The following is a 22853-nucleotide window of genomic DNA, read 5'->3' on the forward strand; positions in this document are numbered from 1 at the left end:
GGTTTTTCGTGGGCCAAAATCAGAAGTATTCCCGTATCGTTCCGTATGGTTCCGCGATGCTCTCACCATCGAATTGGCCGTGCCCTGCTTATATTAGTCCAACAGCAGCCCAACTTCGAAGGTCCGGCATAGCCTCCGCGTGTGTCGGCTGAGCGCACATCTTAGATCACGCGCGTCCTCCGGCGCGGCTCGGCCCTGCAACGGCGAATCTAGGACGATCCGCGCTGCTGTAACGTCGCACGCCCATAGGAATCGAGGACACGGGTGATGCTGCCAATCAGCAGGTCATACGCGACGGGCTCGATCCGACCTGCCGCAACCTCGGCATCGAGTTGCCCCAGATACTGACTGATCAAAGGGCGGGGAATGTCCCTGTCGCCCAGAAAATCCAGCAGCGTCTGTGCCGCGTGCTGTGCGTCGGGCGTCGGCCAGTAGTAACGGATGCGGTCGCTGAAGGAGAAGTGCCGCTGCACGCGCTGCTCGTCCGGCGTACCCGGATAGTATTTCTGCCAATTGTCCGGCGAGGCAAGCATGACGCGCTCCATCGCCGCCGGTAGGCTTTCACGAGACGGGTCTGGCGCAAGCACGTCGGCGATGTGGCTCAGCCCGTACAACGCCTCGCGCAGCGCGAAGGTGAGCCAGGGTCCAACCTTGAGGATGGCGAAGCCGTCGCGCACCAGAGCCCCAAGGGCCTCGTTTGGCTGGTAGTCGGTCGAATGCGCCTCGAAGACGAATTGCGGCATGGGCCCGAGCACGGCGACCAGCTGCGTCGCCTTCCGCGGCGCGTAGGCGATGATCTCGGCATTACCGAATTCGACGCCCGGCTGGACGACGACGCCGACCGCACGCGCAAAGGCAGCATCGAGGCCGGCGCGCGAAAATGCCTGTCGGTGGATCTCGACGGTGCGCAGGGCGTCATCGGGTTCGGTGACATGCATATGATCGAGCGCTTCGAGCGCGCCGCCCGGCACCGGAACTTCGGTGCCGATGATGTAGACCGGTTTCTCGCCGCCAATGCGTTCGACCGCCGCCTCGGCGACGGCCGCAAGCGCGGCGGCGCGTGCAGCGATGGTCTCGTCGGCAAGCGCGGCTGGATCGTCGGCGCAAGCCATGCTGGTGTCGAGATGCAGCTTGGTGAAGCCGGCGCCGGCGTAGGCGTCGATCATCGCCTTCGCCTTCGTCATCGCCTCGGCGGAAGGAAGATGCTTCCACGGATTGGGACCGAGATGGTCGCCGCCGAGGATCAGGCGATCGAGCGGAAAGCCGGCCCTTTGCGCATGGCCCTCGACGAAGCTGCGGAAGCCGGCGGGCGTCATGCCGGTGTAGCCGCCCTCGTGATTGACCTGGTTGCAGGTCGCCTCGATCAGCACATCGGAACCGCGCGACGCGCCGTGGCGGAGCGCGGCCTCGATCACCAGCGGATGCGCCGAACAGATCGAGGCGATGCCGCCTTTCTCACCCGCGGCGCGCTTCACCGCGATGCTGGCAAATCTCTGCATCGCGGCCCTCACGGCTGGCCCTTCCCGGCGGTGGTTGCGAAAGCCTCAACCTCGGCCAGCGGAAAGATACCTTCCATCGGCCCCTTGCGAGTAACGGCTAGCGCGCCACACGCATTGGCGATCCTGAGCGCCTGGGCGGGTGCCGCACCACGAAGCCAGAATGAGACGAAGGCAGCGCCGAAACAGTCACCGGCGCCGGTCGGATCGACCTCGTTGATGGCAAAGCCCGGCAAGGCCACCGTGCCGTGACGGTCGTGGAAGGCGGCGCCGTCGGCGCCCTTCTTGAGGACGACGCAGGAAACGCCGCGCTGCAGGAGGTCGTCGACCGCGCCCTTTTCGTCGCCGGCCGACGAAAACAGGAACAGTTCGTTGCCGCTCGGCAGGAAGACATCGGTTTGCTTGAGCACTTGGTCGAGCGCTTCGCGCATGCTGGAGGCCTGCATGATCTCGCGACGAATGTTGGGGTCGAAGGACACCGTCCCGCCCTTGGCCTTCACCGTTTGGATCGCCGACAACGCGACATCGGTGGCGCGGTCGGAGAACAGTGACGAGCCCATGATATGGACATGGTCGGCGCCGGCCAGCATGCTTGTCGCAGCGGCATCGATCCCGACCAGGCCGGCGGCGCTGTTGCGGATGTTGAAGACAAAGTGCCGGCTGCCATCCGCCCGGTAGGTGACGAAGGCGGTGCCCGTCGCGTGGCCCTTGTGAACCGCGATCGCCGACACGTCAGCTCCCAGGGTCCGCAGCCGCTCGATGTTCAACTGGCCGAAATCGTCCTCGCCGACCGCGCCGATCAGGCCGGCGGGTTGGCCGAGCGCTGCGGCCTGGCCGATGAAGATGGCGGGCGCGCCGGACGGATAAGGCCCCAGCAGCGGGCCCGGTTCGAGAAAGCTCTGGCCGATACGCTCGGCCATGATCTCGACGAGGATCTCGCCGGCTGAGACCAGCTTCTTCATCGCGGAATTCCTCCCGGCGTTTTCGCTCCAGTCCGACTGGGACTTCAGTCGCGCACAATTGTGCCTGGCGGCAACCGACATCCAGAGTCAATACGGCTTGCACTTTTTGCGCCAATTAATAAATTTACGCGTGGAATAATTTTATTATACGCGTTAAAACAGCTACAGTTTTCTGTAAAATTTTGCCTTGCGGTTGCACGTCGGCGCACCGTAAGTAGGTGCCGGACAGCACAAGGAACGAGGTTTCCGGAAGGCGGGGAATCGCTGGCGATGAAGCACAAGACGATGGAGGATTTCGCCCGCTCGTGTGGCGTCTCCAGGCCGACCTTGTCGAAATATTTCGACGATCCGACCAGCGTCAAGCCGGCGACGCGAAAGCGCATCGAGGAAGCGCTGCGCTCGTCCGACTACCAGCCCAATTTGTTCGCGCGCAACCTCAACCGCAAGCGTACCCGCAGCATCGGCATCATGGTGCCGACGGTGGCCGATCCCTTCTATTCGGAGATGGTCAGCCGCATAGAACTCAGGCTGCGCGACGAGGGCTACTGGCCGATCGTGATCTCCTCGCACGGCTCGCGCGAACTCGAAGTGGAGGCAACGCGAACGATCCTGTCGCTGAAAGTCTCCGGCGCGCTGATCGCACCGCTCGGCGTGCGCTCGGACCACCGCACGCTGGAAAAGCTGACGCAGGCGATCCCGGTCGTCTATTTCGACACCTATCTCGAAGGCGGGACGCCGTTCGTCGGCAACAACAACGCACAGAGCGTCTCGACCATCGTCGATTATCTTTGCCGGTCCGGCGGCGCCCCGGTCTATTTCGACATCCCGCATGTCAACCACAACTCGCCGGAACGGCTGGAGAGCTATGTCGCCTCGATGAAGCGGCTCGGGCATGAGCCGGTCGTCATCGGCAACACCGAGGACTACACTTGGGATTTCGAACGGATCGGCTACGAGCAGACGGAAACGATGCTCGACAATGGCGGCCTGGCGGGAAAGACCATCCTGTGCAACAACGACCGCTTGGCCTTTGGCGTGATGGCCGCCGCCTATGCGCGCGGACTCAAGATCGGCCGCAAGGGCGATTGCGACCTGCGGGTAGCCGCCCATGACGATCATCCACTCAGCCGCTACACCTGCCCCGGTCTCACCACCATGGCGCAGGACTTCGCCTCGATGGCCGGGCGCAGCGTCGAGATGCTGCTGGCGGTGCTTGAGGAGGACTACACGGCGGTCGCACCCAAAGTCAGTCTCGATGCGACGCTGGTGATGCGTCAGTCGGCCTGATCTTTCTCAAAAGCCGAATCGAAGCCGCGCCATGCGGCGACCGCAGCGCCAACAGCCTGTCGCGCTGCCGTGCCATGGCGGCCCATGGAAACAAAACCATGGATCTGGCCTGGCCAACGCCGCAGCACGACCGGCACACCGTCATCTTGCAGACGCCCGGCGTAGGCCTCGCCTTCATCAGCGAGGATGTCGTGACCGGCGATGGCGACGAAGGCTGGCGCCGCGCCGGCGAGGCTTTCCGCCCTGAGTGGCGAGGCGCGCCAGTCGTCGATGTCGGCGGCATAGCGGACATAGTGATCGCGAAACCAGGCCATGGTCGAGGCGGTCAGGCCAAAACCTTCGGCGAAGCGGCGATAGCTGTCCGCCGTCTGCGCGGCATCAGTGTTGGGATAGAACAGCAGCTGCGCGGTCAACGGAATAGGATCGCCCCGCGCGAGAAGACTAAGCACCGTGGCGAGATTGCCGCCGGCGCTGTCGCCGGCAACGGCAATGCGCCGAGCGTCGATGCCGAGATCGCCAGGTGCCTCTTGTATGAAGGAGAGCACGGCGCGGCAATCCTCGACCGCGGCCGGGAATTTGTGCTCCGGCGCCAGCCGGTAGGCGGGCGAAACGACGACGCAAGCCGCCATATTGGCGAACCAGCGGCAGATCTCGTCATGGGAATCGAGATTGCCGATCACCCAGCCGCCGCCATGCAGGTAAAGCAGCGCCGGGGCAGTTGCATCAGGCGCGTCCTGCCCGCGATAGATCCTGAGCGTCAGCGAACCGCCGGGTCCAAAGATGGCGCGCTCAGTGACCGAAGCCACCGGCTCGCGCTCACCCTGCTGGTCCGGAAGGCCTTCTTCGTAGGCACGGCGTGCCTGTTGCGGTGTACCGGTCTCGAATGGCAAGGCGTCGGCCTGCCGGCCGAGCTCGAGCACATGCCGGGCTTCCGGGTCGAGTGGGGACAGGGACGGCGCTGAAGGCGATGTCATCATGGATCTCCCTCCCGGTCAGGCAATCAGACCTGCCGCCTCGTCCTCGCCGAGCAGCGGCGGCTGGTCGACGGTCCCATTGACGGCAATTGAGCCGCGGCTTTCGCCCGAGGCCAGGATCGCCTCCATGATCTCCAGAACATGCAGCGCCAGATCGCCGGAGGCGCGGGGCTTGCGCCCATCGGCCAGCGCCCGCGCAAGATCGGCGACGCCTAGCATGCGGTAGTTGGCGCGGTCGGGTGCGACATAGGGCCAGTTGCGCGCACCGTAGAGTTCGGCCTCGCTGGCGAAATCGGCCCAGTCGTCGCCGCGCGCCGAGAGCGAAACTGTGCCGCCGAATGTGTCGGGATCGGGCAATCGCAGCGAGCCTTCAGTGCCGTGCAGTTCGATCGGATGGTTGGAGTGCTTGAACACGTCCCAGGACGCGCCGAAGGTGATGGTGGCGCCAGAGCGGAACTCCAGCAGGGACAGGATGGTGGTCGGCGTGCCGACCTTGAAGCTGGTGTTCTTGTAAGGACCTTCGGCTGATATCAGCCGTTCCTCCTGGCCGCGCGTCGCCATCGCCATGACGCGCTCGACCGGGCCGAGCAGGTTGACCAGCATCGTCAGGTAGTAAGGGCCCATGTCGAAGACCGGGCCGCCGCCTGGCTGATAGTAGAATTGCGGATTGGGATGCCAGTGCTCCATGCCGCGCCCCATCATGAAGGCGGTGCCGGTCACAGCGCGGCCGATCGCACCCTCATCCATCAGCCGGCGCGCCCGCCGTCCGGCAGCGCCGAGGAAGGTGTCGGGAGCCGAGCCGAGCTGCAACCCGCGCGCCCTCGCCTCTTCGACCAGCCGGCGGCCGTCGGCGGCCGATGTCGCCAAAGGCTTTTCGGTAAAGACGTGTTTTCCCGCCGAAAGCGCCGAAAGCGAAATGTCGAAATGCGCTGCCGGTATCGTCAAATTGAGAACAAGATCGATGTCCGGGTCGGCCAGCAGCGCGTCGACGCCGAGTGCGCGGATGCCATACTCCCTGGCGCGCAGCGCAGCCATATCGGCCGAAATGTCGGCGCAGGCGCTGAGCTCTACCCCGCCGAAGAGAGCCGCATTGCGCAAATAGGTCATCGAGATGTTGCCGCATCCGATGACGCCGACGCCGAGCTTTGTCTTTGATTTTCTGTGCATTTCAGATCGTACCTCTAACGCGGTCATGGCCTGGCTACGGCAAGGTTCATAGTCGAAAGCCGCTATATAACATTTTAAATCTTGACGCGCGTAAAATTTTTATAGAGCATGTGAGAACGCTGGCGCAGCATTGGAGGCCGCCAGCCTTGAGGAGGAGAACATGACTGACATGAAAAACGGCCAACGGCCGATGCGAATCCCGTGGGTCATGCGCGCACTGGATCTTTCCGTCGCGGTAGGAATCGAGACGGGTTCAGGCATAGATCACCTTGGCCCTGATCCTATCAAGCTGGCTGCGTATTGGACCGGGCAGGCCATCGTCGGTGATCACCACATCGACGGCCGACAGCGAAAATGCCTTGGAGGTCCCGCTGACGCCCCATTTGCTCGAATCGGCGAGGAGGACAACGCGCCGGGCCATGCGAACGAGGTTTCGCTTCGTTCGCGCCATGTCTTCGTTCACGTCGACCACATCCAGTGACGAGTCTATCGCATGCGCTCCAACAAAGACCTGATGCGCTACCAAGCCGCCGAGAGCCGTATCGGCATCGGTGATCAGTGTGCTCACCGTGTCGGGATAGACCCGGCCGCCGATCATATGAACGTCGAGCCCGGGACGATGCATAAGGTGCTGCACGATATTCATGGCCGTGGCCGCGACCACGACATTGCTGAGCGGCGGTAACTGCATGGCAAGCTGCATCAATGTCGAGCCGCCGTCGAAGATGACCGATTGGTTGTCCTCGAAGAGGTCTACCGCCGCCCGGGCGATGCGCTTCTTTGCGTCGAGGTTCGCTTGCATCCGCCGGGCGAACGCGGCCGTAGTCGAATCGGTGGTACGGGTCACCGCCCCTCCACGGGTCTTGGTCAGTAGTCCCTTTCGGTCCAGTATCTCGAGGTCGGAGCGCACCGTGACTTCCGACACGCCAAACCCGTCTGACAGGTCCTTCGTGCGAACCTGTCCGCTGCGTTGCACCTCACCCAGGATCGATTGGCGTCTCTGCTCCGACAACATTGCCCTGCCCTTGCCTCCCTGCGCCAAGCAACCGCTCTGGCCTCGGCTCACCTTAGCAAAAATACGCAAATTCGAAAGCTTTCGAAAGATTGTTTTTCTTATTTCTTTCGGAAACACTGGGTCCAGGATTTTGAAATCAAACGATTGGGGAATTTTGAACTCATGAGCCTAGGAACCAAGGTGCGTCTTGCGCGCCTCTTCTCGCATCCATCGGGAAACCTTTTTGGCGGCGCGGTCGACCACTTCGTCGGCTATGGCGACGTGCGCAAAGGCGGCCTTGCCGACCTGCCGGGTGCGCTTGCCCGCGTCATGGCGGGCAAACCCGACTACGTCAGCATCCAGCCTGGCACCGCGCGCCATCTGTGGCCGCAATATGCGGGCAAGGCTTCCCTGGTGATTCAGGCGGGCTGCTTCACTCCGGACGATCGCGTCAGCGAGTTGATCGCAACGCCCGAGGATGCGGTGCGCGCCGGGGCCGATGCGTTGGCCGTGGCCATTCCGGTGCGCGGCGCGACCGAGGGCAAATACATACGCTGGCTCACCGATTCGGTAAATGCGGCGGCGCGCTACGGCATGCCTGTGGTGGCGCACATCTACCCACGCGATTTCACCGACGGAGCAAAAATCGTCTTCACCCCCGACGAGATCGCCTATGCGGCGCGCATCGGCTACGAGTCCGGCGTCGACGTCATCAAGATCGGCTACACGGGCGATTTCGAGTCGTTCCGAGAGACCGTCCGGACCTGCCCGGTGCCGGTTGTGATCGCGGGTGGTCCGAAAACCGATACGCTGCTCGGCGCGCTTAAGCAGACGGCGGACGCCATCCGTGCCGGCGCACGCGGTGCCGTGGTAGGCCGCAATCTCTGGGGGCATGGCGATCCGGAGAAGGCTGCGCTTGCCTTTCGGGGCGTCATCCATGACGGCCTTTCGGCGCAAGACGCCCTGGCAAAGGCGGGTGCCTGAACGATGCCCACCGTCCCTTCAATCCTCGGCTTCGGCGCTATTGCGATCGACGACATCGTCTATGTCGATCAGCCGTTGTCGGCGGGCAAGGGGAAGGTTCTGCATAGTGCCCGGTCTTTCGGGGGAAATGTCGCGACGGCGCTAGCCGCCGTCGCGCGGCTCGGCGGAAGCGCCGGGTTCGTCGGATGGCTGGGCAGCGCCGCTGACGACGCCGTGCTGCGCGATCTCGTTGCGAGCGGTGTTGAAACCGAATTCGCGCCGCGCCACCCGGACGCGCGCCCGGTGCGCTCGCACATTACCGTCGGCTCGGACGGGGAACGGTTCATCGCGTATGACGACGACGCGATGCTGGGCACCGCGTCGGACTTCCCGGACGAGGTCCTCAGCCGCGCGACTGTCCTGATCATCGATAGCTACGCGATCCGGTCGCTGGATGTCGTGGCTCGCGCTCGCGATCTCGGCCTTGCTATCCTCGGCGATATCGAATGGAGCTGCGGCCCAGCCACGGAGCGGCTGATCGCGCTCTGCGACCATCTCATTCTTCCCCTCGGCTTTGCGCGGACTGCCACAGGGCGCCGATCGCCCGCCGAGATGCTCGATGCATTGTGGTCGCCGTCGCGGTCCGCCGTGGTTCTGACCGATGGCGGCAGGGGCGTGTACTATCGCGGGCGTGAAGAGACAGGTCTCTGGCATCTGCCCCCGCACCGGGTTGTGGTCGTCGACTCGACCGGCGCGGGTGACTGCTTTCATGGCGCCTACGCCCACGCGTTGATGCGCGGAGCCGACACCGCAGGCCGGGTGGCATTCGCGGCCGCGGCGGCGGCCCTCTCGATAACGGGGCGTGGCGGGCGCGAGGCGCTTCCGACCGACGACCAGGTCACGGAACTCCTGGCATCGACGAACGCGCCGTCAGCAGTCGAACTGAAAAATGCGTATGTCGATACTGGAACATAGCCTGAAACTATCCGAGGAAACATTTCGCAGGTGAACATAAGCCGAGCAAAATTATAAGAATCATTGGCTTGTACTTGTGGAGGGAGGAAGATGGCAGAAGTCATTCTAGAGAATATCTGCAAAACTTACGGGAACAATTTTCGCGCAATCGACCAATTGAACCTATCGGTCGAGGACGGCGAGTTCTTGATTCTCGTCGGGCCGTCCGGCTGCGGCAAATCCACCGCGTTGCGAATGATCGCGGGATTGGAGGACATCACAAGCGGCAGCCTTCGGATCGGCGGAGTCGACGTCGTCGACATGCCGCCCAAGGACCGCGACATCGCGATGGTCTTCCAGAGCTACGCGCTCTACCCGCATATGACGGTGTTCGAAAACATCGCCTTTTCGATGCGGCTGGCAGGCAAGCCGAAGGCCGAGCGCAAGAAGCGCGTCGACGAGATCGCCAAAACCCTTCAACTGACGTCTTTGCTGGACAGCAAACCTGCGAACCTGTCAGGCGGACAGCGCCAACGGGTTGCCATGGGCCGCGCCATGGTGCGCGAGCCGGCCGCCTTTCTCATGGACGAACCCCTTTCCAACCTGGATGCTAAACTGCGTGTTCAAATGCGCGCCGAAATCACCAGCCTGCAAAAGCAGCTCGGCGTAACGACCATATACGTGACTCACGACCAAATCGAAGCGATGACGATGGGCGACAGGGTCGCGGTGTTGAAGGGCGGCGTGCTGCAGCAGGTCGACACACCCAAGAGACTGTATGAGTCGCCGGTGAATGCCTTCGTCGCCGGCTTCATCGGTTCTCCGTCGATGAACCTTTTCGAAGCGACCCTAAAGGGCTGCGAGCTCGGTTTTCGCGACGTCGCCATCCGATTGCAGGATGCAGCTTTCGTCGGCAGGCCCGCTCTGAGGTCCTATGAGGGGCGCAAGATCGTGTTCGGCATACGGCCCGAGGATCTTTATGACAGCAGCCTCGAATCCGGCCGCAATTATCAGACGATACCCGCAAAGGTGACTTCGATCGAAGAGCTCGGCTCTGAACATATCGTCCACCTGAACATCGACGCGGTCCGGGTGGACTCCGGCGATCCGGACGCAGCGGAGGATTTTGGCCTGGCATCGAACGCGGTGGCGAGATTCGAACCGGCCAGCGCCATCCACTCCGACTCGGAAATCCGGTTGGCCGTGGATGATGCCAAGTTCCATTTCTTCGATCCCGAGACGCATCTAGCGATCTGAAGATCTGCAGCAGACCGCAGGCGAGAGGGAGGCGCCTGCGAAAGATACTCGCAAGAAGGCTTCTGAATAAACCAGGCGATCGTCCGCATTGTGCGGTCGATCTTGTAGAAGGAGGAGAAAATGATGTTTCGGATGCAACCCGCGATGCTGAAAATAGCCGCGGCCGCATGGTTGCTTGGCGCAACCAGCGCCATGGCGGACACGACGCTGGAATTCACCCAATGGTGGGAGCCTGAATTGCCGGCTGGCTCGCTCAGGGCAATCATGGATGACTTCGAGGCCGCAAACCCCGGAATCAAGGTGACATTGGTCAGCGGCCCCTACGCGACCACGCGAGACCAGATCTCGGTGGGTGCCGCAACCGGAACGCTCAGCGACGTCGTCGGTCTCGACGGCGCCTGGGTAAACAATCTGAATGCGCAGAACGCACTTGCCGACATGAATCCGATGATGGATGCGAGTGGTTTCGACAAGAGCCAGGTCGCGGACATCATCAAGGTGGACGGCAAGGCGGTGATGTTTCCCGTGGCTTCCTTCGTTTATCCGGTCTTCGTGAATTTGGACTTCGCCGCCCAGGCAGGCGTGACCAAGCTGCCGTCGACCCGTCCGGAGTTTCTCGAAGCCGCCAAGAAGATGACGCACGCCGACAAGAACCAGTATGGCTGGGTGTTGCCCCTGTCGCTGCAAACGCCATCCGGCGTCCAGAACGACATGATGTCTTGGGTTTGGGCTTCGGGTCAGTCGATGATGGCGAACGGCAAGCCCGCTCTCGAGGGCAAGCCGGTGGTGGATATGCTCACCTTCGTCAAATCACTCAACGACGCCGGCACCATCTCGCCCGGAATCGCCACCAAGACCGAGCAGGAAAAGGTCGAGGAATTCGTCAACGACCGCGTCGGGATGATGATCGACTCGCTCGCGCATGTGAACCTCATCCGCAAACGCAACCCCAAGCTGAACTTCGACCTCATCCCGGTCCCGGTCGTAGAAAACTATACCGGCAAGCGCGGCCTTCCCTATGCCTCCTGGGGCATCGGCATCTCTGCTGCCTCGAAACATCAGGAGGAAGCCTGGAAACTCGTCCAATATCTGATGAGTGAAAAGGTGAACGCCAAGCTGGTGTCGCTTGCAAACGCCTTCCCGGGCAACGTCAACGCCAAACCCGATTTCGTGACCTCGGACAAAGCTTTCGGCAAGGCTTTCGAAATCTTCAAGACCGGTTATCTCGCCAATGAGTTCACGGGCCTGCCGGTGGCTGAAGACCTGATGACCCAGTTCGACGTTCAAGCCCAGAAGATGCTCGCCGGCGAGCAGTCTCCGGAACAAGCTGCAGCCACCGCTCAGAAGGGCTGGATGGCGAAATTCTGATCGGCCTGTTTCTTCGTTTTCGATCTTCGACCGGGGGGCCTGACTTCGGGCAGGCCTCCCGGCAACAACGGATCGGCAATGTGAGACGGACCTGTTTCCGAAGCCCCTTCTCTTGAAGGCGTATCCCAAGGTTGGCATATGACCCGGCAGAAGCGCTCCCGCCACCATAGACTGAAACGAGCGGTCGCACCGTATCTCTACCTGTCGCCCTCGCTCCTCATAATCGGCCTGCTGATGCTGCTGCCGATGGTGACGGTGATTGGCTATTCGTTCCAGAACAGCGCAGTGCTGCGTCGCGACCCGTCTTTTGCCGGACTGAAACACTACCAAGCGATTTTTAACGATCCGGTGTTCTGGGCTTCGCTGTGGCACACGCTCTACTTCACATGCATGAGTGTGGTTTTCCACATGACCATCGGCATGATCTTCGCGCTCATGCTGAACAGCGAGCGCATCAATCCGACGCTGCGCAATATCCTGCGCGTGCTCTATATTCTGCCCTGGCTGTTCACCGCGGTGATTATCGCCGTGATCTGGCGCCTCCTGCTCGAGCCGAACGGTGTCGTGAACAGCGTTCTCATGCAGATGGGCATCATCGGTTCCAAGGTCGAGTGGTTTTCCTCGCCCGAGACCGCGCTGCACGCCGTCACCTTCGCCAATATCTGGGCGGGCTACCCGCTTTTCATGGTCAGCCTGCTCGCAGGCTTGCAGGGCATTCCCAAGGATTTCTACGAGGCCGCCGATATCGACGGGGCGAAGGCCTACCAGAAGCTGATCTTCATCACGATCCCGCAGCTGATGCCGATCATCATCAGCATCTCGCTGCTGGATTTCATCTGGACCATGCAGGTCTTTCCATTGATCTGGATGACGACGGGCGGCGGTCCGATTTACTCGACCGAGGTCCTCAGCACCTACACGTACAAGCTGGCGTTTTCGAGCTACAACCTGTCGCAGGCTTCGGCGAGCGCCGTGGTCATCCTGCTGATCTCCCTCGGCCTGACGCTGTTCTACATCCGCTATCAAAAGGCTCGGTAGTCACCATGAGGAAAAGGCACACGCCGAAAGACAGGCTGATCACCGTCGCGCTGCATGTCGCGCTTGCCGCAGGGCTCTTTTTCGCGGCCTTCCCGATCTACTGGATGCTGAGCAGCTCGTTCAAGTCGAATACCGAAATCTTTGCCCTGCCACCAACCGTCCTGCCGAAGGTCTTCACGCTGGAAGCGTATGCGGCCATCCTTGGCGACCCGGTAAAGCTGCGCTTCTTCTTCAACAGCTACTTCGTGGCCGGAGCGGTGACCGTGCTGACGGTGCTGATCGCCTTGCTGGCGGCTTATGGGTTCAGCCGTTTCAATTTCCGCGGCAAGGGCAGCCTCAACACACTCATCATCAGCACGCAGACGATCCCGCCGATCACGCTTTTGATCCCCTTCTTCGGGCTTGTCGTCTCGTATGGCATCTTCGACACCTACGTCGCACTGATCCTGACTTACCTGGTGTTTACGCTGCCCTACGCGATCCTGCTGATGACGGGATATCTGAACACCTTGCCCCGCGATCTCGATGAAGCGGTGGCTGTCGACGGCGGCAGCAGCTGGACCGCACTCTGGCGGGTGATCGTCCCGATTTCACTGCCTGGTATCGTGGCGACGTCGGTCTACACCTTCCTGTTGTGCTGGAACGAATTTCTGTTTGCGCTGACGCTGACGAAGTCAACGTCCATGCGCACCGTCCCGATCGGCATCCAGCTGTTGATGGGGCAGCACGCCTTCGAATGGAACCAGATGATGGCGATGAGCGTGCTCGGCTCGCTACCGCTCTTGCTCATCTACCTCGTTGCCCAGAGGTTCTTCCTCGCCGGCATGACCGCGGGCTCGGTCAAGTAGGATGTCCCTCCCACGGAGAACTGATGGAGTAGGCCGCGCATCGAAATCGATGGATTGGACCTTCTCTGCTGGCAGGCGATATCGTCGCGGCCTCAAGCGTCATCATAGCGCCGCTGATCGTGCTGGAGCCGTTCTTCCAGCGCCACATCATCGAAGGGCCTATGCAGGTGGAATCAAGGAATGAAAGGATGAACGTGAAAGACCTCAAAGTCGGCTGCCAGACCTTCACCTGGGAAATGCTCGGAGACCGTTTTGCCGGCGGCCCCGACGACCTGCTCAAAGCGATCGCCGATGGCGGCTATGCCGGCATCGAGATCACCGACACGATGATCGGCCGCTATGCCGGCAAGCCGGCGGAGTTCGCTGCGGCGCTGAAGACATCCGGCCTGACGCTGGTCTCCTTCGCCTTCGGTTCGGACAGCGGCTTCACACTCAAGGAGAAGATCGGCGCCGACCTCGAGACCGCCAAGCGCTGGATCGATTTCGCCGCCGCCTTTCCGGGCGCGCTGGTCTCCATGGGCTCGGCCACCGTCGTGTCGGACGGTCCGCGCGACGACAAGTTCGCCATTGCGGCCGAGGTCTACAACAAGGCTGGTGAACTCGGCCGCAAGGTCGGCGTCCAGGTCGCGGTGCATCCGAGCTCGCACCACAACACGCTGCTCTACGACCGCGCCGATTACGACCGCATCTTCGGGCTGCTCGATGCCTCGCTGGTCGGCTGGGTGCCGGACACGGGCCACATTTTGCGCGGCCACAAGGACATGGCCGACACGCTCACCACCTATCGCGATCGCATCCGCTACGTGCACCTGAAGGATGTCGATGCGAGCGGCACCTGGGCGATGCTCGGCAAGGGCGTCTGCGACACGGCGAAAGTGATAGAGATCACTAGCGCGGCGCCCAACTTCAACGGCTGGCTGGTGCTGGAGGAGGAATCCGAAACCGCCGCCGCCGATCCGGCCGGCGCGGTCAAGACCAACCGCCAGACCATGCGCGGCTACGGAGCCTGAGGCGATGATCCGCAAGAAAGACCGTCGCCTTCGTGTCGGTGTGCTCGGCTGCGGGCCGATCGCGCAATTCGCGCATCTGGAATCCTGCGTGAAGGCGAGCAATGCCGATCTCTACGCGATCTGCGACGCAGCACCCGATCTGCTCGCGCGTATGGGCGCGACCTACGAGCCGCAGAAGATGTATGGCGACTATGACGCGATGCTCGCCGACCCTGCGCTGGAAGCGGTGATCGTCGCCACCTCGGACGCCTATCACGTGCCGATGTCGATCAAGGCGCTCGAGGCGGGCAAGCACGTTCTCTGCGAAAAGCCGATCGGCGTCTCGGTCGAGGAAGGCCATAAGCTGGCCGATGCGGTCAGGCGTTCCGGCAAGGTGCTGCAGGTCGGGCATATGAAGCGCTTCGATCCGGCGCTCGAGGCAGCGCGTGACTTCGTGCGCGACGAGATGGGCGAGATCCTGGCGCTGAAGGCCTGGTACTGTGACTCAACCCATCGCTACACCAACACCGACGCGATCCAACCTCTGCCCATCACCAGCAAGCTGGCGAGGAAGCCGGCCGGCAATCCGAAGGCCGATCTCAGGCAATATTTCATGCTGGCGCATGGCTCGCACCTCGTCGATACGGCGCGCTTCCTGTGCGGCGAGATCACCGCCGTGCGCGCCCGCCTCAACGAGAAATTCGGCGCCTATTGCTGGTTCGTCGAGACCGAGTTCGCCAATGGCGCGCTCGGCCATCTCGACCTCACCGTCGCCGTGCGCATGGACTGGCACGAAGGTTTCCAGCTCTATGGCGAGAACGGCTCGGTGATCGCGAAGACCTTCAATCCCTGGTACTTCCGGGCGAGTGAAGTCGACATTTTTCACGAGAAGGACGCCACCTCGCGAAAGCCGCTCGGCGCTGACGGCCATTTCTTCCGCCGCCAGCTCGAAAGCCTCGCTGAGACGGTGCTCGACGGCAAGCCGATGCGCGGCGCCAATGTCGACGACGGGCTCGCCTCGATCCGCGCCATGGTGGCGATCGCGCGCTCGGTCGAGAGCGGCGAACGCGTCGAGATCGCCAGCGTGACGGGAGCGGTCTGATGCAGATCGGGGTGTTCGCCAAGACCTTCCCGGGCAGCGAGCCGGCCGGCGTGCTGGCCGCAGTGCGCAACGCGGGATTTGCCGTCACCCAGTTCAACCTTGCCTGTGCCGGCCTTCCGTCGATGCCGGATGCGGTGCCGGATGACGCCATCAGCACTATTGCGGCTGCGTCCGGTGCCTCCGGCGTCGCTTTGGCGGCGCTGTCCGGCACCTACAACATGGCGCATCCGGACCAGGCAGTGCGCGACGACGGCCTGCGACGTCTTGGCGCGGTCATCGAGGCAGCGGCAGCGCTTTCGGTTCCACTCGTCACCCTGTGCACGGGAACGCGCAACGCCGACGACCAGTGGGCGCATGACCCTGGCAATGCCGATCCCTCGGCCTGGGCCGATATGGCAAGCGAGATGGAAAAGGCACTTGCTCTGGCCGAGCGTCACGGTGTCGACCTCGGCATCGAACCCGAACAGGCCAACATCGTCACTTCGGCATTGGACGCGGTGCGCCTTATCGCAGAGATGGGCTCGAAACGGCTGCGTGTCGTGCTCGATCCGGCAAACCTGTTCGAAAGAGTGAATGCCGAGGAGGCGCGCGCCATCGTTGCCGCAGCGGTCGAACGCACGGCAGGCCACGTCGCCATGGCCCACGCCAAGGACCGTTTCGCCGACGGCCGCTTCGCCACCGCCGGCCGCGGCGTCGTCGACTTTGCCGATTTCGTCGCCCGGCTCAAAGTATCAGGCTTTGACGGGCCGCTGGTCACGCATGGGCTTTCGGCCGATGAAGCGCCAAGCGTTGCCCGGTTCCTGAAGGGGCTGGTCTGATGGCGCGCCCGACCACCTTGTTTCGCGACGATGCCACGCTGCGGATTTCCGATGAGGGCGACGGGCTTGCCGTCGTCTTCCAGCACGGGCTGGGCGGCGGCGAGGCACAGGTCGCGCAGGCTTTCCCCATCGACGCCGGCTGCCGGCGCATCACGTTGGAATGCCGCGGACACGGTGACTCCGATCTGGGCAGCCGCCGACCGTTTTCAATGGCGATGTTTGCGGACGATGTTCTGGCCGCCGCCGATCAGGCCGGCCTCGACCGTTTCGTCGCTGGCGGCGTGTCCATGGGCGCCGGGATTACGTTACACCTTGCCTGCCGTTGTCCGGACCGCGTCGTCGGCCTGATGCTTGTGCGGCCGGCCTGGACGTTCGAACGCGCGCCAGTGAACCTGCAGCCGATCGCCGACGTCGCCGGCCTCATCCTCGATCATGGCCCCGACAAGGCCAGGACGATCTTCTCGCGGTCTGAAGTCGCCGCGCGCCTCCAGAGCGAGGCACCAGACAATCTCGCCTCGCTGTTCGGTTATTTCGACCGACCGGATGCAGCATTGTTTGCGCAAGTCCTGGCCGATATCGCTGCCGATGGGCCTGAGGTCTCGGCAAGCGACGCCGCCACCCTTGGCATTCCAGTGCTGGTCATCGGCAATACTGTGGATGCAGTGCATCCACTATCGGCCGCGCATACACTTGCGGATGCCATCCCCGGCGCGGCCTTTGTGGAAATCGCTGCCAAGGCGCTCGACGGCAAAAGGCATTTCGCCGAGCTGCAGGCCGAGATCACCACTTTCCTTCACGCCCACTTCAACATCCGGAGCCTTGTTGCGTCATGACGAGCAAATCCCTGTCCGGCCGTGCTGCCATCGCTGCCTTGCCGCGCAACCGGCTGCTCGGCGAGTTTTCCCTGTGGTCGGCCGACCTGGCCAACATGGAGCGCGACCTGAAGCGCATAGACTTTTACGTCGACCTGCATCACATCGACGTCGCCGACGCCCGCTTCACCCCCGGCTTCCTGTTCTTTCCGGATCTGGTGGCACGAATCGCCAAGCTGACGACCAGGCCGATCCATGTTCATCTGATGGTCGAGGCCGAAATCGTCGAGGAGCAGACGCGGCAGTTCATCGAGGCCGGCGCCGACCTGATCAGCGTGCATGCCGAGAATGGTGAAGCGGGGCTTCGCGCCGTGCGGCTGGCGCATGAGCTTGGCGCCGAAGCCGGCGTGGTGCTCAGGCTGGAAACGCCTGTCAGCGTCGTCACGCCTTTCCTGCCTGAAGTGGCGTTCGTGACGCTGCTCGGCACCTCCATCGGCGTCAAAGGGCAGAGCCTGTCCGATCAGGCCTGCCCGCGCCTGATCGAGGCACGCGCGCTGATGCGGAAGGCCGGCCGTGAGGCCGACATCGTGCTTGCCGCCGATGGCGGCATCCGCCACGAGACAGTGCCGCTGCTGCGCGCCGCCGGCGCCGAGACGGTTGTGCTGGGCTCGCTTGCCTTCGGCGATCCCGACCTTGCGCAGCGCATGGCCTGGCTGCACGGACTGAAGGTCGCCGCCTGATGAGCACGCTTGCGCTTGCCTTCGATCTCGGCGGCACGGAGCTGCGCGGCGCGCTCGTCGAACGCAGCGGTGATGTCATCGCCCGGGTTTCGGCACCGACGATGGCAGGCGCGGGATCGGAGGCGGTGATCGGCCAGATCATCGCGCTGGCAGGCACCCTGCTGGCGGAGCATCCGCGGGCAAAGGTGGTCGGCATCGGCATGTGCGCGCCGGGGCCGCTCGATCCCAAGGCGGGCATCGTCATCGGGCCGCCGACCCTGGCCGGCTGGCACAATGTGCCGCTGATCGACATCCTCAGCCGGCAGTTCGGCCTGCCGGTGCGGCTGGAGAACGACGCCAATGCGGCGGCCCTCGGCGAATGGCGCTTCGGCGCCGGCCGCGGCACCGGATCGCTGGTATTCGTGACCGTGTCGACCGGCATTGGCGGCGGCGTCATCGCCGACGGCCACATCTATCACGGCAGGCGCGGGCTGGCGGCCGAGATCGGCCACATGACCATCACCGGCGAAGGCGACCGCTGCTTCTGCGGCGCCGTCGGCTGCTTCGAGGCGGTCGCCTCCGGTACGGCGCTCGGACGCCGGGCGACACGGCTGACCGCGCCGGGCGACGGCTCGCTGCTCCGGCGGCTGTCCAACAATGGCGACGTCTCGGCGCGACACGTCGTCGAGGCCGCGCGGGCGGGTGATGTGGCGGCTCGCCCACTGGTCGAGGCCGAGGCGCGGTGGCTGGGCATCGGCTTCACCAACCTCCTGCATCTCTACTCGCCCGACCTGATCGTCATGGGCGGCGGCCTTTCCAACGGCTTCGACCTCCTGGCACCGACCATCAGGGCGACCGTCGAGCACCGCGCCATGCAAGCCTATCGCGACGTGCCGATCGTTCCGGCCGAACTTGGCGACCGGGCGGGCCTAGTCGGCGCGGCGAGCCTGATCCTATGGGAGGGCGAGCCCGGCACGGCGCTGGCGATGGTGCAGAACGAGGAGACGACAACCGGCGCCAGGGAGGCAAGCCAAGGCTGAGCTCAAGCTGCGCGGCGCGCGCAAATCCTATGGAGCCGCCGAGATCATCAAGGGCATCGACCTCGACGTCGAGGACCGCGAATTCATCGTCTTCGTCGACCCGTCCGGTTGAGGGAAGTCCACGCTGCCGCGCATGATCGCCGGGCTGGAAAGGATCAGCGCAGGCGACCTCATGATCGACGGCGTGCGCGCCAACGACATCGACCCGTCCGCGCGTGGGCTGGCCATGGTGTTCCATTCCTATGCGGCCTATCCGCATATGAGCTTGGCCGAGAATAGGGGGCTTCGCACTGAAGATCGCTGGGGTGCCGCCGCAGGAGCGGGAGCGCAAGGTGAAGGAGGCGGCCGACGTATCCGGAATGGTGGCTCCTGACCGCAGCCTGCGCTCTGCGGAGGATCGACAACGCGCGGATCGGTAGCCGTTTGCGAGAATGTCCATCTCAAGAGTCTTAAGGCGTAATCAGTAGTGCAAAGGTGTCAATGCCCACTCCCAACAATCCTCCGGCCGCGGTCAGACGCCCTGCACAGGCTGGGAGCGAATATCCACGATGCCCGGCGGCGGCTCCCAATGGCGCGGGTGGCGAGCGCGCCTGTACCTCGCGCTCGACCCTGCAACGGGTCGAGGCGGGCGACACGAATGTCAACACCGGCATATATGCCGCCGCAATCACAGCTTCCTTTGGCTCGGAAAAACGGCGCGCGAGCGACGGATGAATCGACCGAGTTGACATCGTGCAACGTTCACCTCATTGCTCTCTAACAATGCTTCCGGGGGGCGGCTTTGCTTTTCTTTCGATCTCTCTGCCGTGCTGTGCTCTTGACTGTGGCCTTTTTTGCAGCACTGCCGAAGATGCCGGCACTGGCATGGGCCCCGGATACTGTCATGACCTTCCAGGTGATCCGGAACTCGGACCCCGCATGTGAACCAACCTGCCCTGCGTGGATCTACGCTGCAGGTTCGATTGAAACCTCGTCCCCATCGGCTTTGCGCAAGCTGCTGAAGAGCCTCGGCGCAGTTCACCTGCCCATCGTCTTGGCATCGAATGGTGGTGACCGTCAGTCCGCCCAGGAACTCGGCAGGATCGCGAGAAAGAACAAGCTGACAATCGCTATTGGGACTTCACCGGTAGTTTGCAAAGACAAAGCCTCGGTCTGTCGCACGATGCCAGAGATTGACGGCCAAGGTCGATTCGAAGAAGCCAACTGCCTGTCTGCCTGCCCCTTGTTCCTTGCTGGTGGCGTCAAAAGGCTCAACAGCGACCGCAACTTTATCGCGGTCCACAAGGGACAAGCCGTCCTGTACTCAAATGGCGACAGGACCTTCACTCAAATAAAGTCCGCCAAGAGGGTTGCCAAAGTTCTAGCCAATGCTCACCTGGAGAAGAAGCAATATCTCCGGGAAATGGGCGTAGCCGTCGCGCTGGAGGATGAGGTTTTCAAGCATGGCGGCGACGACTTTTATGAAGTCCCGATCGATCGGCAGCGCAGTTGGGGCTTGATCACCGGCTCAGTCGAAGAGTTGGATTTCACCGATCCCCAATTCTGCAAAAGACAGCCGCTCCCCGAGAATTGCGTCCCAAAACAAAATGGCCTGCCACGACGTAAGTCATGAAAATGGGTGGCTTATTTCCGCGCAGCCACTCGACCGGAAGAGATCAGCCGCGTATCTCAGTCAAGCAAGCCGCCGTTACGAGGCCAACCGGCTCTTAAGCCGTTTCTCGCGGAGACGGGTGCCAGCCCGCCAGGTGCGGGCGGTTCGTCGTCAGTCGTCTGCTGGGCGATCCGTACCAGATCGCTGAGCGCCGAACGGATTTGCGGCCAAGGAAACTCGGAGCATTCCACCCAGGCCTCACCCTCGCGCAACACGGCATCGAGCTTGCCCGCCACGCCAGCGACACTCGTGGCAGGCGTCGTTGAGAGCGCTTGCATCAGATCCTGCGCCCGATTGGCAGCCTCGCGCTCAGCTCGAAGGGCCGCAGCATAGCCGCCCTCCTCCGCAGCCGTGTCCCAGCGTGCCTTATGCGCCGCGAGGTCAGCTTCGGCCTTTTCCCGGAGATCCGCTGTGTCCGGGCGCTTGCCGAGCACTTCATTGAGCGCCTCGATCGAGTGGACCGTCACATCCTCACCCTCGGGCAGGCACACGGTTGCGCAAGGAAAGCCGACGTTCGAGACAAGCCTCGTCTCCAGGCGCTGCTGCTTGCGGCAAAGCCGCTCGGTCAGCTTGTGGGTTGTCTCCCATTCCCGCCAAAGCGCCAGCGCTGGGTCGGGGGGCACATTCGTCATCCTGGCCTCGCCAGCAAACGCGTTCCCTTCAAGGGTCCACGCGGTGGTTGCCGCCACTGTTCCCGCAAGCACTCTCCTGCGGGTGACGAACGGCAGAGTCGTGGTATTGTCGGAATCAGCCATGATCCGAGCTCCAATCAGCTTGGGTGGTGGTCAGGCCGCTCAGGGTGTTACCAGCACCTCGTGCGGCCGCCTCTGTTGCCCTCCTGATATGTCACTTTTTGTGACTTTAAACAAGAAGAATGTCATGAAAAAGGACATATCGGCCCACCAGCTTCGTGCAGCGAGAGCCTTAATTGACTGGACGAGAGAGGATCTGGCCAACGCATCCGGGATAAACGTTCGCACGCTCGTCAGAATTGAGAATGCCCAAACGGCTTCGAGGCACACCACTCTAGAGGCGCTAACTGCAGCATTAGAAGCTGCCGGTGTCGAATTCATCCCGGAAAACGGCGGCGGTGCTGGCGTTCGCCTGGCGCGTCGATCAGACGATGCAAAAGGCAAACTGTGATCCTTTTGTATGGACCGGCTCCCTTTCGCAAAGGCGTACAGGGACAGGGAAAGTGGCGCAGATGTGTCCGCCCTATGGAGCGGCGCGTTTGTGGGTCGTCGCGGGAGACCTGATACGAGTGAGTGCCCAAGTTGGGAACAATCGACGCACGCGCGGTCGAGACACAGTTCATTCTCCGGCAGATCTGAATTACGGCTCTCGCCCCACCTGCGCATTTTGCGGCGCGAGCATTCCTCACATCCCGATTCCGACCCCGCGTTTTCTGCCGAAGCTCCAGTCGATGCCGCCGCTGCTTTGCACGGCGCCGGTGATGTGCTGGCCGATGCGCTTCTCGAGCATCGGCTGCCAGGGCACCAGTTGAAAGCCGAGACCATCGTCCAGCATGGCGAAGCGCCCGCTGGCAAGACGGACCGAGCCAAGCAGCGTGCCGCTGATATTGTTGCCGGGCTCGACGGGCTCGAAGGTGAGGCCGCGGGCAGCGGCCATTTCCTTGCCGACGCGCGTGACCTCGTGGCGCTCCAGCGTGGCTACAAGGTCGCGCGAGAAGGTGATGGTGCCGCTGGTCGCGTCGCGTTCGGCATGCCCCATGCTGACGAGCTGGGCAGCCCGTCTGTCGAGCGCGTTGTCCACGTCGAGACCAAAACCTGACCGGACCAGCGAGACGGGGGTCCTGGCCGTGAGCTCCCGGTCGAGCCAGGTGGCGCCGTCGCTGCCGATCTGCGCGTCAAGATCGAAGGTCGAGACCACGCGGACGGAGAAGTCCTTGCCGCGGTTGTGGCCATCGTAAGCGATGCCGCGCTCGGACAGGTCATTTGGAACGCGCCAGTGGTCGTCGTCGATGCGTTCGACATGGCCGGCCCGGCGCAGCGCTTCGAGACGGCGGACATGGAAACGGACGAAGGCGTCCGGGTCCTTGCCCTCTTCCAAAAACGTCTCGCGGATCGCCTCCAGGTGTCTGCTCGGACGATAGATGCCATCCTCGCCCGCCACGACACTGATGTTGCGGTCGGCCGCACGTGGCTCCCCCTTCGGCAGGATCGGATCGAGCGCCACGATATGGCCGCGCTGAACGTCATTTAGCTTTGCCGCGTCGGCGGTCTCGACATAGTGGGTGCGCCCGTCGACGCCGTCGATGACGAGCGACAGCCGATCGCTCATCTCATCACCCGCAAGACCCTTGGCGAGCACGCGGCCGACGACCGGCTCGGTGATGGTCTGGCGGTGCATGACATATTGCGCCGGACCCCGCTCGTGGGCGAGGCCGTGCTCGT

Annotated in this window: 22 protein-coding genes and 2 pseudogenes; 17 read left to right on the forward strand and 7 right to left on the reverse strand. The window is 63.0% G+C overall.

Going from position 1 to position 22853, the window contains the following annotated elements:
- Positions 1-209: 209 nt before the first annotated feature.
- Together NKJ81_RS29910 and NKJ81_RS29915 are read right to left on the reverse strand one after the other, a co-directional pair.
- A complete protein-coding gene (locus tag NKJ81_RS29910; RefSeq protein WP_352542651.1) occupies positions 210-1499 on the reverse strand; it encodes a D-tagatose-bisphosphate aldolase, class II, non-catalytic subunit in 1290 nt (429 codons plus the stop codon).
- 8 nt (positions 1500-1507) lie between these two features.
- Positions 1508-2458, reverse strand: coding sequence for a sugar kinase (locus NKJ81_RS29915; RefSeq protein ID WP_352542652.1), 951 nt, complete (start codon positions 2456-2458; stop codon positions 1508-1510).
- Between the two features lie 264 nt (positions 2459-2722).
- Here NKJ81_RS29915 and NKJ81_RS29920 point away from each other — a divergent pair, with 264 nt between their 5' ends.
- Complete coding sequence (locus NKJ81_RS29920; RefSeq protein ID WP_352542670.1) at positions 2723-3745, forward strand: LacI family DNA-binding transcriptional regulator; 1023 nt, start codon at positions 2723-2725, stop codon at positions 3743-3745.
- Here NKJ81_RS29920 and NKJ81_RS29925 read toward each other — a convergent pair.
- From NKJ81_RS29925 to NKJ81_RS29935, 3 genes are all read right to left on the reverse strand, one after another.
- Positions 3733-4722, reverse strand: coding sequence for an alpha/beta hydrolase (locus NKJ81_RS29925; RefSeq protein ID WP_502904353.1), 990 nt, complete (start codon positions 4720-4722; stop codon positions 3733-3735). The genes NKJ81_RS29920 and NKJ81_RS29925 overlap by 13 nt on opposite strands.
- Before the next feature lie 15 nt (positions 4723-4737).
- On the reverse strand, positions 4738-5886 hold the full coding sequence (locus NKJ81_RS29930; RefSeq protein ID WP_352542653.1) for a Gfo/Idh/MocA family protein: 1149 nt from the start codon (positions 5884-5886) through the stop codon (positions 4738-4740).
- A gap of 253 nt (positions 5887-6139) precedes the next feature.
- A complete protein-coding gene (locus tag NKJ81_RS29935; RefSeq protein WP_352501408.1) occupies positions 6140-6901 on the reverse strand; it encodes a DeoR/GlpR family DNA-binding transcription regulator in 762 nt (253 codons plus the stop codon).
- A gap of 162 nt (positions 6902-7063) precedes the next feature.
- On the opposite strand from NKJ81_RS29935, the gene NKJ81_RS29940 reads away from it, so the two are divergent.
- From NKJ81_RS29940 to NKJ81_RS30010, 15 genes and pseudogenes are all read left to right on the forward strand, one after another.
- Positions 7064-7864 carry a beta/alpha barrel domain-containing protein gene (locus tag NKJ81_RS29940; protein WP_352542672.1) on the forward strand — a complete coding sequence of 267 codons (801 nt, stop codon included), beginning with the start codon at positions 7064-7066 and terminating at the stop codon, positions 7862-7864.
- A 3-nt stretch (positions 7865-7867) separates the two neighbouring features.
- Positions 7868-8818 (forward strand): PfkB family carbohydrate kinase, encoded by a 951-nt coding sequence (locus NKJ81_RS29945; RefSeq protein WP_352542654.1) that lies wholly within the window; start codon positions 7868-7870, stop codon positions 8816-8818.
- 90 nt (positions 8819-8908) lie between these two features.
- On the forward strand, positions 8909-10054 hold the full coding sequence (locus tag NKJ81_RS29950) for an ABC transporter ATP-binding protein (RefSeq protein ID WP_352542655.1): 1146 nt from the start codon (positions 8909-8911) through the stop codon (positions 10052-10054).
- A 120-nt stretch (positions 10055-10174) separates the two neighbouring features.
- The gene (locus NKJ81_RS29955; RefSeq protein WP_352542656.1) at positions 10175-11422 is read left to right on the forward strand and encodes an ABC transporter substrate-binding protein; all 1248 of its coding nucleotides are present in this window, start codon (positions 10175-10177) and stop codon (positions 11420-11422) included.
- Positions 11423-11560: 138 nt separating this feature from the next.
- Positions 11561-12460 carry a carbohydrate ABC transporter permease gene (locus NKJ81_RS29960; RefSeq protein ID WP_352542657.1) on the forward strand — a complete coding sequence of 300 codons (900 nt, stop codon included), beginning with the start codon at positions 11561-11563 and terminating at the stop codon, positions 12458-12460.
- A gap of 5 nt (positions 12461-12465) precedes the next feature.
- Positions 12466-13308 (forward strand): carbohydrate ABC transporter permease, encoded by an 843-nt coding sequence (locus tag NKJ81_RS29965; protein WP_352542658.1) that lies wholly within the window; start codon positions 12466-12468, stop codon positions 13306-13308.
- Positions 13309-13496: 188 nt separating this feature from the next.
- On the forward strand, positions 13497-14318 hold the full coding sequence (locus NKJ81_RS29970; protein WP_352542659.1) for a sugar phosphate isomerase/epimerase family protein: 822 nt from the start codon (positions 13497-13499) through the stop codon (positions 14316-14318).
- Positions 14319-14322: 4 nt separating this feature from the next.
- Positions 14323-15399 (forward strand): Gfo/Idh/MocA family protein, encoded by a 1077-nt coding sequence (locus tag NKJ81_RS29975; protein ID WP_352542660.1) that lies wholly within the window; start codon positions 14323-14325, stop codon positions 15397-15399.
- The gene (locus tag NKJ81_RS29980; RefSeq protein WP_352542661.1) at positions 15399-16217 is read left to right on the forward strand and encodes a sugar phosphate isomerase/epimerase family protein; all 819 of its coding nucleotides are present in this window, start codon (positions 15399-15401) and stop codon (positions 16215-16217) included. Before NKJ81_RS29975 ends, NKJ81_RS29980 begins: the two co-directional genes overlap by 1 nt.
- Complete coding sequence (locus tag NKJ81_RS29985) at positions 16217-17050, forward strand: alpha/beta fold hydrolase (RefSeq protein ID WP_352542662.1); 834 nt, start codon at positions 16217-16219, stop codon at positions 17048-17050. The genes NKJ81_RS29980 and NKJ81_RS29985 overlap by 1 nt, the downstream gene beginning before the upstream one ends.
- Positions 17047-17769 (forward strand): ribulose-phosphate 3-epimerase, encoded by a 723-nt coding sequence (locus tag NKJ81_RS29990; RefSeq protein ID WP_352542663.1) that lies wholly within the window; start codon positions 17047-17049, stop codon positions 17767-17769. Before NKJ81_RS29985 ends, NKJ81_RS29990 begins: the two co-directional genes overlap by 4 nt.
- Entirely contained in the window at positions 17769-18788 is a 1020-nt protein-coding gene (locus tag NKJ81_RS29995; RefSeq protein WP_352542664.1) for an ROK family protein, read from the forward strand. The genes NKJ81_RS29990 and NKJ81_RS29995 overlap by 1 nt, the downstream gene beginning before the upstream one ends.
- 7 nt (positions 18789-18795) lie before the next feature.
- Positions 18796-19141, forward strand: a pseudogene (locus NKJ81_RS30000) (ATP-binding cassette domain-containing protein); the annotation flags it as partial.
- 127 nt (positions 19142-19268) lie between these two features.
- Positions 19269-19463 (forward strand): annotated as a pseudogene (locus NKJ81_RS30005) (hypothetical protein); the annotation flags it as partial.
- A gap of 208 nt (positions 19464-19671) precedes the next feature.
- The gene (locus NKJ81_RS30010; RefSeq protein WP_352542665.1) at positions 19672-20400 is read left to right on the forward strand and encodes a hypothetical protein; all 729 of its coding nucleotides are present in this window, start codon (positions 19672-19674) and stop codon (positions 20398-20400) included.
- Between the two features lie 56 nt (positions 20401-20456).
- On the opposite strand, the gene NKJ81_RS30015 is transcribed toward NKJ81_RS30010, so the two are convergent.
- A complete protein-coding gene (locus tag NKJ81_RS30015; RefSeq protein ID WP_352542666.1) occupies positions 20457-21194 on the reverse strand; it encodes a hypothetical protein in 738 nt (245 codons plus the stop codon).
- A 124-nt stretch (positions 21195-21318) separates the two neighbouring features.
- On the opposite strand from NKJ81_RS30015, the gene NKJ81_RS30020 reads away from it, so the two are divergent.
- Positions 21319-21582, forward strand: a complete 264-nt coding sequence (locus NKJ81_RS30020) for a helix-turn-helix domain-containing protein (RefSeq protein ID WP_352542667.1) — start codon at positions 21319-21321, stop codon at positions 21580-21582.
- Between the two features lie 234 nt (positions 21583-21816).
- Here NKJ81_RS30020 and NKJ81_RS30025 read toward each other — a convergent pair.
- The coding region (locus NKJ81_RS30025; RefSeq protein WP_352542668.1) for a DUF3363 domain-containing protein at positions 21817-22853 on the reverse strand (1037 nt) is incomplete at its 5' end.

The sequence above is a fragment of the Mesorhizobium sp. M0018 genome (assembly GCF_040323955.1).
GTDB lineage: Bacteria > Pseudomonadota > Alphaproteobacteria > Rhizobiales > Rhizobiaceae > Mesorhizobium.

What these genes read in the sequence shown, in the direction of transcription:
- NKJ81_RS29985 (WP_352542662.1), top strand. Translation starts at nt 16,217, where the DNA reads ATGGCGCGCCCGACCACCTTGTTTCGCGACGATGCCACGCTGCGGATT.
- NKJ81_RS29950 (WP_352542655.1), top strand. Translation starts at nt 8,909, where the DNA reads ATGGCAGAAGTCATTCTAGAGAATATCTGCAAAACTTACGGGAACAAT.
- NKJ81_RS29940 (WP_352542672.1), top strand. Translation starts at nt 7,064, where the DNA reads ATGAGCCTAGGAACCAAGGTGCGTCTTGCGCGCCTCTTCTCGCATCCA.
- NKJ81_RS30015 (WP_352542666.1), bottom strand. Translation starts at nt 21,194, where the DNA reads ATGGCTGATTCCGACAATACCACGACTCTGCCGTTCGTCACCCGCAGG.
- NKJ81_RS29960 (WP_352542657.1), top strand. Translation starts at nt 11,561, where the DNA reads ATGACCCGGCAGAAGCGCTCCCGCCACCATAGACTGAAACGAGCGGTC.
- NKJ81_RS29935 (WP_352501408.1), bottom strand. Translation starts at nt 6,901, where the DNA reads ATGTTGTCGGAGCAGAGACGCCAATCGATCCTGGGTGAGGTGCAACGC.
- NKJ81_RS29980 (WP_352542661.1), top strand. Translation starts at nt 15,399, where the DNA reads ATGCAGATCGGGGTGTTCGCCAAGACCTTCCCGGGCAGCGAGCCGGCC.
- NKJ81_RS30020 (WP_352542667.1), top strand. Translation starts at nt 21,319, where the DNA reads ATGAAAAAGGACATATCGGCCCACCAGCTTCGTGCAGCGAGAGCCTTA.
- NKJ81_RS29930 (WP_352542653.1), bottom strand. Translation starts at nt 5,886, where the DNA reads ATGCACAGAAAATCAAAGACAAAGCTCGGCGTCGGCGTCATCGGATGC.
- NKJ81_RS29910 (WP_352542651.1), bottom strand. Translation starts at nt 1,499, where the DNA reads ATGCAGAGATTTGCCAGCATCGCGGTGAAGCGCGCCGCGGGTGAGAAA.
- NKJ81_RS30010 (WP_352542665.1), top strand. Translation starts at nt 19,672, where the DNA reads ATGACCTTCCAGGTGATCCGGAACTCGGACCCCGCATGTGAACCAACC.
- NKJ81_RS29965 (WP_352542658.1), top strand. Translation starts at nt 12,466, where the DNA reads ATGAGGAAAAGGCACACGCCGAAAGACAGGCTGATCACCGTCGCGCTG.
- NKJ81_RS29995 (WP_352542664.1), top strand. Translation starts at nt 17,769, where the DNA reads ATGAGCACGCTTGCGCTTGCCTTCGATCTCGGCGGCACGGAGCTGCGC.
- NKJ81_RS29945 (WP_352542654.1), top strand. Translation starts at nt 7,868, where the DNA reads ATGCCCACCGTCCCTTCAATCCTCGGCTTCGGCGCTATTGCGATCGAC.
- NKJ81_RS29915 (WP_352542652.1), bottom strand. Translation starts at nt 2,458, where the DNA reads ATGAAGAAGCTGGTCTCAGCCGGCGAGATCCTCGTCGAGATCATGGCC.
- NKJ81_RS29970 (WP_352542659.1), top strand. Translation starts at nt 13,497, where the DNA reads ATGAACGTGAAAGACCTCAAAGTCGGCTGCCAGACCTTCACCTGGGAA.
- NKJ81_RS29975 (WP_352542660.1), top strand. Translation starts at nt 14,323, where the DNA reads ATGATCCGCAAGAAAGACCGTCGCCTTCGTGTCGGTGTGCTCGGCTGC.
- NKJ81_RS29990 (WP_352542663.1), top strand. Translation starts at nt 17,047, where the DNA reads ATGACGAGCAAATCCCTGTCCGGCCGTGCTGCCATCGCTGCCTTGCCG.
- NKJ81_RS29925 (WP_502904353.1), bottom strand. Translation starts at nt 4,722, where the DNA reads ATGATGACATCGCCTTCAGCGCCGTCCCTGTCCCCACTCGACCCGGAA.
- NKJ81_RS29955 (WP_352542656.1), top strand. Translation starts at nt 10,175, where the DNA reads ATGATGTTTCGGATGCAACCCGCGATGCTGAAAATAGCCGCGGCCGCA.